Genomic DNA, 14,034 nt, shown 5'->3' with positions numbered 1-14,034 from the left:
CGCCCCTCAAGCCGCCCGCTCCTCCGCCACTTCATCATCGAAGTGCAAGCCGCACTCGCGCTTCAAGCCGAAGAACCGCGTGTCCTCTTCGCGCATGCCGTCTTCCAGACGGCTGGTGGTGTGCACGTCGCCGATCGACACATAGCCGTCGTGCCACAGCGGGTGATAGGGCAGGTCGTGCTGCTGCAGGTACTGCCACACGTCGCGGTCGCTCCAGTCGGCCAGCGGGTGCAGCTTCCAGCGGCCATCGCGCAGGCTCAGGATGTCCAGGTCGGCGCGGGTGCTGGACTGGCTGCGGCGCAGGCCGGCGATCCAGGTGCGCACGCCCAATTCCGACAGCGCGCGCTGCATCGGCTCGACCTTGCGCAAGCGGTTGTAGCGCTGGATGCCGTCCACGCCCTGTTCCCAGATCTTGCCCAGCCGCGCTTCCATCCAGGCGATGCCGATCTGCGGACGATAGACCTTGAGGTTGAGGTCCAAACGCAGGGTCATCTCGTCGACGAAGCGATAGGTTTCCGGGAACAGGTAACCGGTGTCGATCAGGATCACCGGCAGGCGCGGCGCCTGCTGGGTGACCATGTGCAGCGACACCGCCGCCTGCGCGCCGAAACTGGACGACAGCGCGTGTTCGCCGGCGGTGTTCTCCAGCGCCCAGGCGATGCGCTCGGGCGCGCTCAGGCGCTCCAGCCAGCGGTTGAGGTCGGCCAGCGCGCGCGGCGATTCGGCGGCGGTGACGGGATCGGGGGGGCTCATGAGTGCACCTCGATGGGGATGCTCGGTCGTGCGTTGTGCGCCGCGATGGCCACCGTGGCGCTGCGCACCAGGTAGTCGCCGAAACCTTCCTCGGGCTGGCGTTGCGCGGCGTAGCCGGCCAGCAGCGGATCGAGCGCGGCCAGGATCTCCGCCTCGGCGATGTTCTCGCGGTAGAGGGTGTTCAAACGCTGGCCGCGATGATCGGCGCCCAGCATCAGGTTGTAACGGCCCGGCGCCTTGCCGACCAGGGCGATCTCGCCCAGGTAGGGGCGCGAGCAGCCGTTGGGGCAGCCGCTGATGCGCAGGTGGATCGGCGCGTCGGCGATGCCGTGGCGGTCCAGCAGCGCTTCGACCTGGCCGACGAAGGCCGGCAGGTAGCGCTCGGCTTCGGCCATGGCCAGGCCGCAGGTAGGCAGGGCCACGCAGGCCAGGGCGTTGCGGCGCAGCGCGCTGGCCTGACGGTAGCCGTCCAGGCCGTACTGTGCGACCAGCGCGTCGACGCGTTCGCGCAGCGCGGGCGCGATGCCGGCGATGGTCAGGTTCTGGTTCGGCGTCATCCGGAACTGCGCGCCGTCGCCTTCGGCCTCGAGCAGTTGCGCGATCTCGCGCAGGCCGCTGAGGTGGCGCACCTGCGCGCCGTCGGCGGATTCGCCGTCGACGATGCGGCCGGCCGGAATGCGCAGGGTCAGGTGGGCGCGGCCGTCCTCGCCGTCGGCCCAGCCGAAGCGGTCGCCGTTGTGAAGGAAGCCGAACGGCCGCGCCGGGGCGAGAGCGACCCCGGCACGGCGTTCGACTTCGGAACGGAACCAATCCAGGCCGTGGTCGTCGATGGTGTACTTCAGCCGCGCGCGCTTGCGCACGGCGCGGTTGCCGTGGTCGCGCTGCGCGGTGACCACGGCTTCGCCGACGGCGATCACCTGGTCCGGGGTGACGAAGCCGATCACGTTGCCCAGGCGCGGATAGGTCTCGGGGTCGCCGTGAGTGGCGCCCATGCCGCCGCCGACGGTGACGTTGTAGCCCAGCAGCTCGCCGGCGTCGTCGAGGATGGCGATGTAGCCCAGGTCCTGGGCGAACACATCCACATCGTTGTAGGGCGGAATGGCGAAGCCGATCTTGAACTTGCGCGGCAGGTAGGCCTGGCCGTAGATCGGTTCCTCTTCCTCGCCGCTGCCAGCCACGCGCTGCTCGTCCAGCCAGATCTCGTAATAGGCGCGGGTGTTGGGCAGCAGGTGCTCCGACAGCGCCGCCGCCTGCGCGTGCACCGCGGCGTGCGCCTGCGACTGCAGCGGGTTGGCGGCCACGGCCACGTTGCGGTTGACGTCGCCGCAGGCGGCCAGGGTGTCGACCAGCGCGGCGTTGATCGCCTGCATGGTCGGCTTGAGTTCGGTCTTGATCACGCCATGGAACTGGAAGGCCTGGCGCGTGGTGATGCGCAGGCCGCGCTCGGCGTAGGTGGTCGCGATCGCGTCCAGCTTCAGCCACTGCTGCGGGCTGACCGTGCCGCCCGGCGTGCGGGTGCGGATCATGAAGCTATAGGCCGGCTCCAGCTTGGCCAGGCGGCGCTCCTCGCGCACGTCGCGGTCGTCCTGCTGGTAGCTGCCGTGGTACTTGATCAGGGTCTGGTCGTCTTCGCGCAGCGCGCCGGTGACCGGGTCGGCCAGGCTCTGCAGCAGGCTGCCGCGCAGGCGCCCGCTGGCCAGCTTGATGTCTTCGACGGAGTGGGCGCCGGCCATCAGTACACGTCCCGGGCGTAGCGGCCCTGCTGCTGCAGCGTGCTGAGGTAGTCCTCGGCGTCCTCGGCGTTCTTGCCGCCGTTCTCGATCACCGCATCGCGCAGCGCCGCGTGCACGTCGCGCGCCATGCGCGTGGCGTCGCCGCAGACGTAGAGGTGGGCGCCGCCCTCGAGCCAGTCGTAGAGGTCGCGGCCGGCCTGGCGCAGGCGGTCCTGCACGTAAATCTTGCGGATCTGGTCGCGCGAGAACGCCAGGTCCAGGCGGTGCAGCTGGCCGGACTTCAGCGCCGCCTGCCATTCGGTCTGGTAGAGGAAGTCGCTGCGGAAATGCGGGTTGCCGAACAGCAGCCAGTTGCGGCCGCTGGCGCCGTCGGCGGCGCGTTCCTGGACGAAGCCGCGGAATGGCGCCACGCCGGTGCCCGGGCCGATCATGATCACGTCGCGGGCGCCGTCGCGCGGCAGGCGGAAGCGCTCGTTGGCTTCGATATACACCGGCAGGCGCGCGCCTTCCTCGGCCGCGGCCAGCAGGTGCGAGGCCGCGCCCCAGCGGGTGCCGTGCTCGCTGGCGTATTCGACATGGGCCACGGTCAGGTGCGCCTCGTCGCCGACCAGCTTCTGGCTGGACGCGATCGAGTACAGGCGCGGGGTCAGCGGACGCAGCGCGGCCACCAGTTCCTCGCCGCTCCAGGCGCCGTCGTAGCGCTGCAGCAGGTCGATGACCTGGGCGTCGGCCAGCAGCTGGGTCAGCGCCGGCGCGTTGTCGGGGGCGAGCAGGCGGTTGAGTTCGTCGCTGCGCGCATGCGCGGCGTGGCTGGCCACGAACGGGCGGGCCAGGCGGGTGAGTTCGCGCTTCTCGCCCAGCCACTGGCGCAGCGGCAGGCGCTGACCGCCGTGCTCGACCTCGGCTTCGCCGTCCAGCTCCAGGGCGCGCAGCACCGATTCCACCAGCGCCGGCGGATTGCGCGGCCACAGGCCCAGCGCGTCGCCGGGCTGGTAGCTCAGGCCCGAGCCTTCCAGCGACAGTTCGATATGGCGCACGTCCTTGGCGCTGCCGCGCACGGTCAGGCGCTGGTTGACCAGCAGCTCGGCCGCGAACGGGGCGTCGCGGCCGTGCGCGGGCGCCGTCGGCAGCGGCCGCAGCGGGGTGACCGTGGCCAGCGGCGCGGACGGCTTCAGCGCGTCCTTGGCCGCGCCCAGCGCCTGCTGCAGCCAGGGGCCGGCGACGCTGTCGATGTCCAGGTCTGCGTCGGCGCGATCCACCAGCCGGGTGGCGCCCAGTTCGGCCAGGCGCGCGTCCAGCTTCTGCCCGATCGCGCAGAATTGCGGGTAGCTGGAGTCGCCCAGGCCCAGCACCGCGTAGCGCAGTTGCTTGAGCTCGGGCGCGCGCTTGCCGGCGATGTAGTCGACCAGGGCGCGGGCGTCGTCCGGCGGATCGCCGTCGCCCTGGGTGCTGATGACCACATAGAGCAGGCGTTCGTCCTTGAGTTCGCGGGTGGGGTAGGCGTCGGCGCGCAGCAGGCGCACCGCCAGCCCGGCCTGTTCGGCTTGCGCGGCCAGCTGTTCGGCCAGGCGCTTGGCGTTGCCGGTCTGGCTGCCGTAGACCACGCTCAGGCGCTCGCCGCTGCGCGCTTCGGGCAAGGCCGGCACCGCCGCCGGCACGCCGCCGGCCGCGGCCCGGGCCAGGCCCGCGGCGTAGCCGGACAGCCACCACAGGCCGTCGCGGTCCAGGCCGTCGGTCAGCCGCAGCAACGGGGCGAGCCGGTCCTCGGGGAGCGGGGCGGCGAGCAGGGCGGACGCAGGCATGGTGGCGGGCGGCATCGGGAGCTTCGGGAGGCTCAGGCTAGGCCTGCGCCGCCGCGCGCGGAAAGGATGCTGGGTTATGCGTTCATGCCCTGCGCTCATTTCCGCCAGCGGCCCGCGCGGCCCTGTAATGGCGGCCCGTCACGCGCGCAGCGCCGCCGAAGCATGCCTCCCGATTCCCTAATGTGGTCAGATAGTGCCGGCCGCGCCGGACGCCGACGCGGCGCACGCCCCGCCGCCACGAGCCCGACCTTGGACCTGAGCCACCTCGACCGCCTCGAAGCCGAGAGCATCCACATCCTGCGCGAGGTCGCGGCCGAGTTCCGTAACCCGGTGATGCTGTACTCGGTGGGCAAGGACAGCTCGGTGCTGCTGCACCTGCTGCTCAAGGCCTTTTATCCCGCGCGCCCGCCGATCCCGCTGCTGCACGTGGACACCGGCTGGAAGTTCCGCGAGATGATCGCCTTCCGCGACCGCCGCGCCGCCGAAACCGGCGTGGAGCTGCGCGTGCACACCAACCCCGACGGCCTGGCCCAGGGCATCGGTCCGATCAGCCACGGCGCCAGCGTGCACACCGACGTGATGAAGACCCAGGCGCTGAAGCAGGCCCTGGACGCGCACCGCTTCGACGCCGCCATCGGCGGCGCCCGCCGCGACGAGGAGAAGTCGCGGGCCAAGGAACGCATCTTTTCCTTCCGCAACGAACAGCACCGCTGGGACCCCAAGAACCAGCGCCCGGAATTGTGGAACCTCTACAACACCCGCATCCGCAGCGGCGAGAGCGTGCGCGTATTCCCGATCTCGAACTGGACCGAACTGGACGTGTGGCTGTACATCTACCGTGAGCGCATTCCGGTGCCCTCGCTGTACTTCGCAGCAACGCGCCCAGTGGTGGAGCGCGACGGCGCCCTGATCCTGGTCGACGACGAACGCCTGCCGCTGCGCCCGGGCGAGGTGCCGCAGCAGCGCCAGGTGCGTTTCCGCACCCTGGGCTGCTATCCGCTGACCGGCGCGATCGAATCCGAAGCCGACACGCTGGAGAAGGTGATCGCCGAAATGCTGGTGGCCACCACCTCCGAACGCCAGGGCCGGGTCATCGACCACGACCCATCCGCGTCGATGGAGAAGAAGAAGCAGGAGGGTTATTTCTGATGGCCGTCGCCGAGGACATCGCCGCCTACCTGCGCCGTCACGAGACCGGCGGCCTGCTGCGCTTCATCACCTGCGGCAGCGTGGACGACGGCAAGAGCACCCTGATCGGGCGCCTGCTGCACGACACCCGCCGCCTGTTCGACGATCAGCTCGCCGCGCTGCGCGACGACAGCCGCCGCCACGGCACCCAGAACGGCGAGATCGACTACGCCCTGCTGGTCGATGGCCTGGCCGCCGAGCGCGAGCAGGGCATCACCATCGACGTGGCCTACCGCTACTTCGGCACCGACAAGCGCCGCTTCATCGTCGCCGACTGCCCGGGCCACGAGCAGTACACCCGCAACATGGCCACCGGCGCCTCCACCGCCGACCTGGCGGTGGTGCTGGTGGACGCGCGCAAGGGTCTGCTCACCCAGACCCGCCGCCATACCTACATCGCCGCGCTGCTGGGCATCCGCCATGTGTTGCTGGCGGTGAACAAGATGGACCTGGTCGGCTACGACCGCGCCGTGTTCGAGGCCATCGTCGCCGAGTACCGCGAGCTGGCCGCGCAGCGCGGCATCACCGCGGTCACCGCGATTCCGCTGTCGGCGCTGCGCGGCGACAACCTGCTGCTGCGCTCGCCGGAAACGCCGTGGTACGACGGCCCCAGCGTGCTGGAACACCTGGAAACCGTGGACGTGGCGCAGGACCGCCCGGCGCTGGGTTTCCGCCTGCCGGTGCAATGGGTCAACCGCCCCAACCAGAACTTTCGCGGTTTTGCCGGCACCGTGGCCGCGGGCGAGGTGCGTCCTGGCGACGAGATCGCCGCGCTGCCTTCGGGCCGGCGCTCGAAGGTCGCGCGCATCGTCACCGCCGGCGGCGACCTGGACCTGGCCGTGGCCGGCCAGGCGGTCACCCTGACGCTGGAAGACGAGCTCGACGTCAGCCGTGGCGACGTGCTCGCCAGCGCCGCCGAGCCGCCCGAGGCCGCCGACCAGTTCGCCGCGCACCTGCTGTGGATGGGCGAGCAGCCGCTGCTGCCGGGCCGGCCCTACTGGCTGAAGATCGGCGCGCGCACGGTCAGCGCCACGGTCACCGAGATCAAGCACAAGATCGACGTGAACACCCAGGCCGCGCTCGCGGCCAAGCACCTGGAACTCAACGAGGTCGCCTACTGCAACCTCAGCCTGGACCAGCCGGTCGCGTTCGAGCCTTACGCCGACGACCGCGCGCTGGGCGCCTTCATCCTGATCGACCGTCAGGACAATGCCACCGTCGCCGCCGGCACCCTGGACTTCGCCCTGCGCCGCGCCGGCAACATCCACTGGCAGCACGTGGACGTGGACAAGCAGGCGCGCGCGCGCAGCAAGGGCCAGTCGCCGCGCTGCGTGTGGTTCACCGGTCTTTCCGGCTCGGGCAAGTCCACCATCGCCAATCTGGTGGAGAAGCGGCTGCACGCGCAGGGCCACCACACCTACATTCTCGACGGCGACAACGTGCGCCACGGTCTCAACAAGGACCTGGGCTTCACCGACGAGGACCGGGTGGAGAACATCCGCCGCGTGGCCGAGGTGGCCAAGCTGATGACCGATGCGGGCCTGATCGTGCTGGTGAGCTTCATCTCGCCGTTCCGCGCCGAGCGGCGCATGGCGCGCGAGCTGTTCGCGCCGGATGAGTTCGTGGAGGTCTACGTGGACACGCCGCTGGCGGTGGCCGAGGACCGCGACGTGAAGGGGCTGTACGCCAAGGCGCGTGCCGGCAAAATCCCCAACTTCACCGGCATCGACTCGCCGTACGAGGCGCCGGAAGCGCCGGAGCTGGTGCTGGATACGGTGAGCGAGGACGCCGAGACGCTGGCCCAGCGTGTCATCGATCGCCTGCTGGGCTGACCCGCTCTGGGGTAGGAGCGGCGTATGCCGCGACCGCGAACCCGCAACAGCAACGAATGTTGCGGTCCCCGCCGTAGGAGCTGCGCAAGCTGCGACCGCGAATCCGCACCTACGACGAAGCTCTCGGTCGGCGTGGGGTCTGCCCTGGCGCCTTGGGGTAGGAGCGGCGTGAGCCGCGACCGCGAACCCGCAACGGCAACGAATGTTGCGGTCCCCGCCGTAGGAGCTGCGCAAGCTGCGACCGCGAATCCGCACCTACGACGAAGCTCTCGGTCGGCGTGGGGTCCGCTCTGGCGCCTTGGGGTAGGAGCGGCGTGAGCCGCGATCAGCTCAGAACTCGCGAAGGTGTTCGGTTGTGTTGGTCGAAGCAACAGCAACAGCTTCCGTCCGCAAGCGGCCGGGTAACTTTCTTTTGATAAGCGTCAAAAGAAAGTAACCAAAGAAAAACGCTACACCAGAGCTCCCGTGCGAGATCGGCGCGTGCGCGGGGATTTTTCGATGGCGCATCCTGTGCCAGCGAAAAACGGCGCACCTCCTGTGCGCCGCCCCCCGCCTTCGCGGGGGCAGGCTCTTCGGGTCTGCTATTTGCGCTGCGAGTTCGGCGCTATCGCCGAGTAGCAACAGCAACAGCACGTCCTTGGCGCCGACTCGCCTGCCTTCGATCACTAACCCCTAAAACGCAAACGCCCCAGCCTAGGCTGGGGCGTCGCTTTCCACTGCTGCGCCCTCAGCGCTTGGCCGTCTTGCTGCGTATGACCTCATACAAGAACAGCAGCACGATCGCGCAGATGATCGACACGATGAAACCGATCAGCCCGCCACCGCCATACACCAGGCTGCCGATGTAAGCGCCGGCGATGCCCAGCAGGATGGTCAGGATCCAGCCCATCGGATCCGCGCCGGGTTTGAAGAAACGCGCCAGCACGCCGATGACCGCGCCGATGATGATCGTGTACACGATGCCGCCCATAGCCTTCCCTCCTCAGGGTGTGGTGACGCCGCGAAAATCCTAGCAGCGCGCCGGGTGAGGACCGTGTCGCGGCGCAGCAGGGCGGGCTGCCGAGGATGAGGCCCATGGGGAAGCAGACGACACGGGTGCGTGTCGCATACAACGAGGGTGCGGGCGGCCGCACCCTCGTTTTACCGGAGGCTCAGCAGCACCCGTGCTCGCCGTGCTGTTCGCCGCCGGCCACCGCGGCCACGCCGGTGGTTTCGCCGCGCTGACCGGCCGCGTGGTGGTCGGCGATCACGCGCGCCACGCAGGCGGTCACCCGCTTGCCCATCGGGATGTGCAGGAACTCGTTGGGGCCGTGCGCGTTGGAGTGCGGGCCCAGCACGCCGGTGATCATGAACTGCGCGCCGGGGAACTTCTCGCCCAGCATGCCCATGAACGGAATGGTGCCGCCTTCGCCCATGTACATCGCCGGTTGGCCGAAGAACTCGCGGCTGGAAGCGTCGATGGCGCGGGTCAGCCACGCCGACTGCGCCGGCGCGTTCCAGCCGGTGGAGGCCTTCTCCAGCTCCAGCGTCACCTGCGCGCCGTTGGGCGGATCGCGTTCCAGCACTTCCTTCAGCAGCTCGCCGGCGCGCTTGCCGTCCAGGGTGGGCGGCAGGCGCAGGCTCAGCTTCACCGAGGTATGCGGGCGCAGCACGTTGCCGGCCGACGACAGCGGCGGCATGCCGTCCACGCCGGTCACCGACAACGCGGGGCGCCAGGTGCGGTTGAGCACCAGTTCGGACAGGTCCTCGCCCATCGGTTTCATCCCGGGCAGGAACGGGAACTTGTCGTAGATCGCGTTGCTCAGCACCTTGGCCGCTTCGCGCGCCTGCGCGATGCGCTCTTCCGGCACGTCCACGTACAGGCCTTCGATCCGGATCTTGCCGTTGGCCTCGTCCTCCAGCCGCGACAGCAGCTGCCGCAACAGGCGGAAGCTCGACGGCACGATGCCGGAGGCGTCGCCCGAGTGCACGCCTTCGCTGAGCACCTTGACCGTGAAATTGCCGCCGGCCAGGCCGCGCAGCGAGGTGGTGCACCACAGCTGCTCGTAGTTGCCGCAGCCCGAGTCCAGGCACACCACCAGCGAGGGCTTGCCGATGCGGCCGGCCAGGTGGTCGACATAGGCCGGCAGGTCGTAGCTGCCCGACTCCTCGCAGGCCTCGATCAGCACCACGCAGCGCGCGTGCGGCAGGCCCTGTTCCTGCAGCGCCATGATCGCGGCCAGCGAACCGAAGATCGCGTAGCCGTCGTCGGCGCCGCCGCGGCCGTACAGGCGGTCGCCCTTGATCACCGGGATCCAGGGGCCCAGGCCGTCGTCCCAGCCGGTCATTTCCGGCTGCTTGTCCAGGTGGCCGTAGAGCAGCACGCAGTCTTCGTCGCTGCCGCCGTGCGCGGCCGGAATATCGATAAAAATCAAGGGGGTACGGCCTTCGAGCCGGACCACCTCGACCTGCATGCCGGGAATGGACTGGGCGCGGGCCCAGGCCTCCATCAGCTTGACCGCGTCGTCCATGTAGCCGTGCTTGACCCAATCGGCGTCGAACATCGGCGATTTGTTGGGAATACGGATGTATTCGACCAGTTGCGGGACGATCTCGTCGTCCCATTTTTCGCCGACGAAACGGTCGACCTTGCTGGCGTCCATGGACGGGCCTCTAGCGGGGGTGAGGCCGGCAAGTTTACGCCTCCGCCGGGGGTAGGACTTTTCCTACCCTGCGCTGCGGCTTTGGCTGGCTTTTTCCGCGGGCGGGCCTGGCTAGGCTGTGCTCATCGAATGGCGGACCCCGGCGGCCGCCGGCGCCGCTCCCTCCCCGCGGCGCCGGGGCGGCCGCGGCCCCGCCCCGTTGGAGCCTCGCCATGCCGTCGCCGATTTTCGCCCGTCTTGTCCTGCTGCTGTCGCTGCTGCTGTGCGGCCGCGCCTATGCGGTCGAACAGGTGGACATCAACAGCGCCGACGCCGCGACCCTGGACCGGGTGCTGCTCAACGTGGGCGCGTCCAAGGCCGAGGCCATCGTCGCCTACCGCAAGGCGCACGGCGCGTTCCGCAGCCCGGAGCAACTGGCCCTGGTGCACGGCATCGGCCTGAAAACGGTGGAGAAGAACCGCGACCGCATCGTCATCGGCGACTACGCGCCGGCGCGCCGCCCCTCGGCCCCGACCGTGGGCGGAGGCAGCCTGCCGCGCGCCGCCAACCGCCGCTGAAGAACCGCCGGCCCCGCACGGATGCGCGGACCGGCAACGCACGGGCAGGACGCCCGACGAATGCAGGGGGAGAGCCCTGGACAAGGAAGTGAGCCGCTGGCCCGCGGAAGGATCCGCGGGCGGCGGCGCTACTGTGTGTAGGAGCGGCGTCCCACAGGGATTTCCTTCGGTCATAAGCCGCGACCGCGAATCGCGACGTCAGCCCCTTGCCTTGGGGTAGGAGCTGCGCAAGCTGCGACCGCGAATCCACAGTTGCGACCGAGCCCTCGGTCGGCGTGAGGTCTGCACTGGCGCCTTGGGGGTAGGAGCGGCGTGAGCCGCGACCACGAATGCACAACTACGATGAAGGCCGCGGCTCCCCCTGTAGGAGCTGCGCAAGCTGCGACCGCGAATCCACAGTTGCGACTAAGCCCTCGGTCGGCGGGGGCTGCTGGCGCCTTGGGGTAGGAGCGGCGTAAGCCGCGATCCGCTTCGAACTCGCGAAGGTGTGTGGGTGTGCTGCTTTGAAGCAACAGCAACAACTTCCGTCCGCAAGCGGCCGGGTTACTTTCTTTTGATAAGCGTCAAAAGAAAGTAACCAAAACGCTACACCAGAGCTCCCGTGCGAGAGCGGAGTTGGCGCGGGGATTTTTCGATGGCACATCCTGTGCCAGCGAAAAACGGCGCACCTCCTGTGCGCCGCCCCCCGCCTTCGCGGGGGCAGGCTCTACGGGTCTTCTATTGGGCATGGCGAGTTCGGTGCCCGAGCGAGGATCAAGAGCATTCGCTGCGCTCATCCCCTCACCCTAGCCCTCTCCCGTAAACGGGAGAGGGGACAAATCCGACGCCGCCGCTTTTAGCCCCTCTCCCGCTTGCGGGGTGAGGGGCAGCGCTTGCGAGCCATTGGCTCGCGCTGCATCGAACGCCCGACCGCTGTGCGGTCGGGCCGGGGTGCGGGTTGGGGTGAGGGCAGGCGCAGTCACAACCTCGCGTCGCCTCCCACAACCTTCCGGCCAACGCCCTGCAACCCAGCCCCGCAGCTGGTTAGACTTCGCCCATTCCAAGCCAGCGCACGCCCCATGTCACACAGCAGCGAATCCCACGGCGCCGGCCGTTCCTGGGTGATTCCCGCCAACGAATACCGGCGCGAGCGCTGGCGCAACCAGCTGGGCTGGACGCGCGAAATCCTGCGTCTGGACGCGCAGGCCCAGCCGGTGGACGGCGATAGCTGGGACTGGCGGCTGTCGATCGCCGAGATCGAGCGCGACGCCGCGTTCTCCGCGTTCCCGGGCATCGACCGCGAACTGGTGCTGCTCAGCGGCAACGGCCTGCGCCTGCGTTTCGACGACGGCAAGGTGCACGAGCTGCATCCTCCGCACGACAAACTGCGCTTCGCCGGGGAGCGCGGGGTGCTTGGCGAGCTTATCGACGGCACCACCCACGACTTCAACCTGATGTGGCGGCGCGAGCGCGTGCAGGCGCAGCTGTGGCACCGCCCGCTGGTGGGGCCGATGGTGATCTTCGCCGAGCCGGGCCAGACCTGGGCGGTGCACCTGATCGCAGGACAGGCGCGCTTCGCCGACACCAGCGCGCTGCCGCCGCTGGCCGCGGGCGACACCGCCGTGCTGGCCGCCGACGACGGGCGCCTGCGCGCGGTGCTGGAGGGCGGTGGCGCGGTGCTGCTGATCCGGGTGGATCGGGTTGGTGGGTAGGGCGCGGATCGTGGCGCGCGCGTAGACCCAAGCGACCCACCAAGAGCAAATCCCCCTCAGTCCCCCTCAACAAAGGGGGAAGACAGGCAAAGCCGATGGATGCAGTTCCCCCTTTGCTGAGTGGGGGTAGGGGGATTTGCTTTTGCTGTCGCCAGACGTGAACAACCAACGTCAATACACGTCGCGCCGGTAACGCCCGTCCAGGGCCATCGCCTCCAGCGCATCCAGGCCGACGGTGTCGCGCAGCACCGCATCCACCGCCGGCGCCATGCCTTCCAGGCTGCCGCAGACATAGACCGCGGCGCCCTGGTCCAGCCATTCGCGCAGGCGTGCGCGCTGGTCGTCCAACGCGTGCTGCACGTAGCGGCGTTGTTCGCCGTCGCGCGAGTAGGCCAAGTCCACGCGTTCGAGCAGGCCCGCGCGCTGCCAGGCTTCGATCTCGTCGCGGTAGTGGTGGTCGTGCGCCGCGTTGCGTTCGCCGAACAGCAGCCAGTTGCGCCGGTGGCCGGCGGCCACGCGCGCCTTCAACAAGGCGCGCAGGCCGGCGATGCCGGTGCCGTTGCCGATCAGCACCATCGGTCGCGCGTCGGCGGGCGCGTGGAAGCCGGGATTGCTGCGGATGCGCAAGTCGATGCGCTGCTGCGGTTGGGCGTGCGCGCTGAGCCAGCCGCTGCCGCTGCCCAGGCGGCCGTCGGGTTGGCGCATCTGCCGCACCAGCAGGTGCAACGCACCGTCGGCGGGCAGCGAAGCGATGGAGTATTCGCGATGGGGCAGGGGCTGCAGCGCGGCGGCCAGCGCTTGCGGCGACTGTGCGCGCACGGCAGCGGCATCGGGCAGGCGCGAGCGGCGCAGCAATTCGGACAGGGCGATGCGTTCCTCGCCCGATTGCACTTCGGTGTCGCCATCCAGACCGGCCGCTGCCAGCCACGCGGCCACGTCGGCGTCGCCATTGCGCGGCCCGATCTCGGCGATGTCGCCGGCCTGCCATCGCAGGTTCGCCGCATCCTCGGGCGTCAGCGCGATATGGAACGCGGGACCGCCGGCGCTGCCGGGGTTCAAATGCCTGCGCTCGCTCAAGCGCCACGCCGCGTAAGCCGGTGCGCTCCAGTCCGCCAATTCGGTATGCCCGGCCAGCAGGCCCAGGTGGTGTTGCCAATGGCGCAGCGCGCCGGCATCGCCGTTGTCCACTTCCACCAGATCGAACAGGGGCTCGGCGCCGCTGTGGCGCAGCCAGCGTTCCAGGCCGTGGCCGAAGCTGCAGAACTGTGCGTATTCGCGGTCGCCCAGCGCCAGCACGCCGTAGCGCAGCGGCGCCAGCGCGGCCGGTGCGTCCATGTGCACGCGCACGAAGCGCGCCGCCGCGTCGGGCGCATCGCCTTCGCCGGTGGTGCTGACCACGAACAGGGCCTGGCGATAGCGCGCCAGGGTCGCGGGATCCAATGCGCCCAGCTGGGCCAGGTCGGCGTCGATGCCGCTGTCGCGCAGGGCCTGCCAGCTGCGCCGCGCCAGCAGTTCGGCGTGGCCGGTCTGGCTGGCGAAAGCGACCAGCCAGTCCTTGGCAGTGCCCGCGTCCAGTTGCGGCAAGGCCTGCGCGCGTGCGCGGCGCGCGCGCCGCCAGGCCACGGCACCGACGAAGCCGGCATACGCCGCGGCCAGGCCGGCTGCCCACAGCCAGCGCTCGCGGTCGGGCGCGAACCAACGCACCGGTTCGGCCTGCCAGCGCAGCAGCAGCCAGGCCAGCACGGCCAGCGCCAGCAGCACCAGCGCTTGACCGAATAGATCCAGATCGAAGCGCCGCGCGCCGCGGCGCGTATCGGACGATGTCGCCATCGGCCC

At 69.8% G+C, this 14,034-nt stretch carries 10 protein-coding genes; 4 read left to right on the top strand and 6 right to left on the bottom strand.

The window, feature by feature from the left end; translation table 11 throughout:
- Positions 1 to 6 precede the first annotated feature (6 nt).
- From DX914_RS09845 to DX914_RS09835, 3 genes are read right to left on the bottom strand one after another with little or no spacing between them, the layout of a single operon-like run.
- Entirely contained in the window at positions 7 to 753 is a 747-nt protein-coding gene (locus DX914_RS09845; protein WP_115858800.1) for a phosphoadenylyl-sulfate reductase, read from the bottom strand.
- Positions 750 to 2,486 carry an assimilatory sulfite reductase (NADPH) hemoprotein subunit gene (cysI, locus tag DX914_RS09840; RefSeq protein WP_115858799.1) on the bottom strand — a complete coding sequence of 579 codons (1,737 nt, stop codon included), beginning with the start codon at positions 2,484 to 2,486 and terminating at the stop codon, positions 750 to 752. Before cysI ends, DX914_RS09845 begins: the two co-directional genes overlap by 4 nt.
- On the bottom strand, positions 2,486 to 4,303 hold the full coding sequence (locus tag DX914_RS09835; protein ID WP_425480660.1) for an assimilatory sulfite reductase (NADPH) flavoprotein subunit: 1,818 nt from the start codon (positions 4,301 to 4,303) through the stop codon (positions 2,486 to 2,488). Before DX914_RS09835 ends, cysI begins: the two co-directional genes overlap by 1 nt.
- Positions 4,304 to 4,450: 147 nt before the next feature.
- Here DX914_RS09835 and cysD point away from each other — a divergent pair, with 147 nt between their 5' ends.
- Positions 4,451 to 5,437: a sulfate adenylyltransferase subunit CysD gene (gene cysD, locus DX914_RS09830; RefSeq protein WP_115858798.1), complete on the top strand. Its 987-nt coding sequence runs from the start codon at positions 4,451 to 4,453 to the stop codon at positions 5,435 to 5,437.
- Complete coding sequence (gene cysN / locus DX914_RS09825; protein WP_115858797.1) at positions 5,437 to 7,308, top strand: sulfate adenylyltransferase subunit CysN; 1,872 nt, start codon at positions 5,437 to 5,439, stop codon at positions 7,306 to 7,308. The genes cysD and cysN overlap by 1 nt, the downstream gene beginning before the upstream one ends.
- A 727-nt stretch (positions 7,309 to 8,035) precedes the next feature.
- On the opposite strand, the gene DX914_RS09820 is transcribed toward cysN, so the two are convergent.
- Together DX914_RS09820 and DX914_RS09815 are read right to left on the bottom strand one after the other, a co-directional pair.
- A complete protein-coding gene (locus tag DX914_RS09820; protein WP_115858796.1) occupies positions 8,036 to 8,278 on the bottom strand; it encodes a GlsB/YeaQ/YmgE family stress response membrane protein in 243 nt (80 codons plus the stop codon).
- A 181-nt stretch (positions 8,279 to 8,459) separates the two neighbouring features.
- The gene (locus DX914_RS09815) at positions 8,460 to 9,950 is read right to left on the bottom strand and encodes a M20 family metallopeptidase (RefSeq protein ID WP_115858795.1); all 1,491 of its coding nucleotides are present in this window, start codon (positions 9,948 to 9,950) and stop codon (positions 8,460 to 8,462) included.
- 212 nt (positions 9,951 to 10,162) lie between these two features.
- On the opposite strand from DX914_RS09815, the gene DX914_RS09810 reads away from it, so the two are divergent.
- Together DX914_RS09810 and DX914_RS09805 are read left to right on the top strand one after the other, a co-directional pair.
- A complete protein-coding gene (locus DX914_RS09810; RefSeq protein WP_115858794.1) occupies positions 10,163 to 10,507 on the top strand; it encodes a ComEA family DNA-binding protein in 345 nt (114 codons plus the stop codon).
- Between the two features lie 1,058 nt (positions 10,508 to 11,565).
- Entirely contained in the window at positions 11,566 to 12,198 is a 633-nt protein-coding gene (locus tag DX914_RS09805; RefSeq protein ID WP_115858793.1) for a HutD/Ves family protein, read from the top strand.
- A gap of 171 nt (positions 12,199 to 12,369) precedes the next feature.
- Here the strand turns inward: DX914_RS09805 and DX914_RS09800 are convergent, their stop codons facing one another.
- Positions 12,370 to 14,028 carry a sulfite reductase subunit alpha gene (locus tag DX914_RS09800; RefSeq protein ID WP_115858792.1) on the bottom strand — a complete coding sequence of 553 codons (1,659 nt, stop codon included), beginning with the start codon at positions 14,026 to 14,028 and terminating at the stop codon, positions 12,370 to 12,372.
- Positions 14,029 to 14,034 lie beyond the last annotated feature (6 nt).

The sequence above is a fragment of the Lysobacter silvisoli genome, assembly GCF_003382365.1.
Classification (GTDB): domain Bacteria; phylum Pseudomonadota; class Gammaproteobacteria; order Xanthomonadales; family Xanthomonadaceae; genus Lysobacter; species Lysobacter silvisoli.
This window is presented reverse-complemented; position numbering and strand designations above follow the sequence as displayed.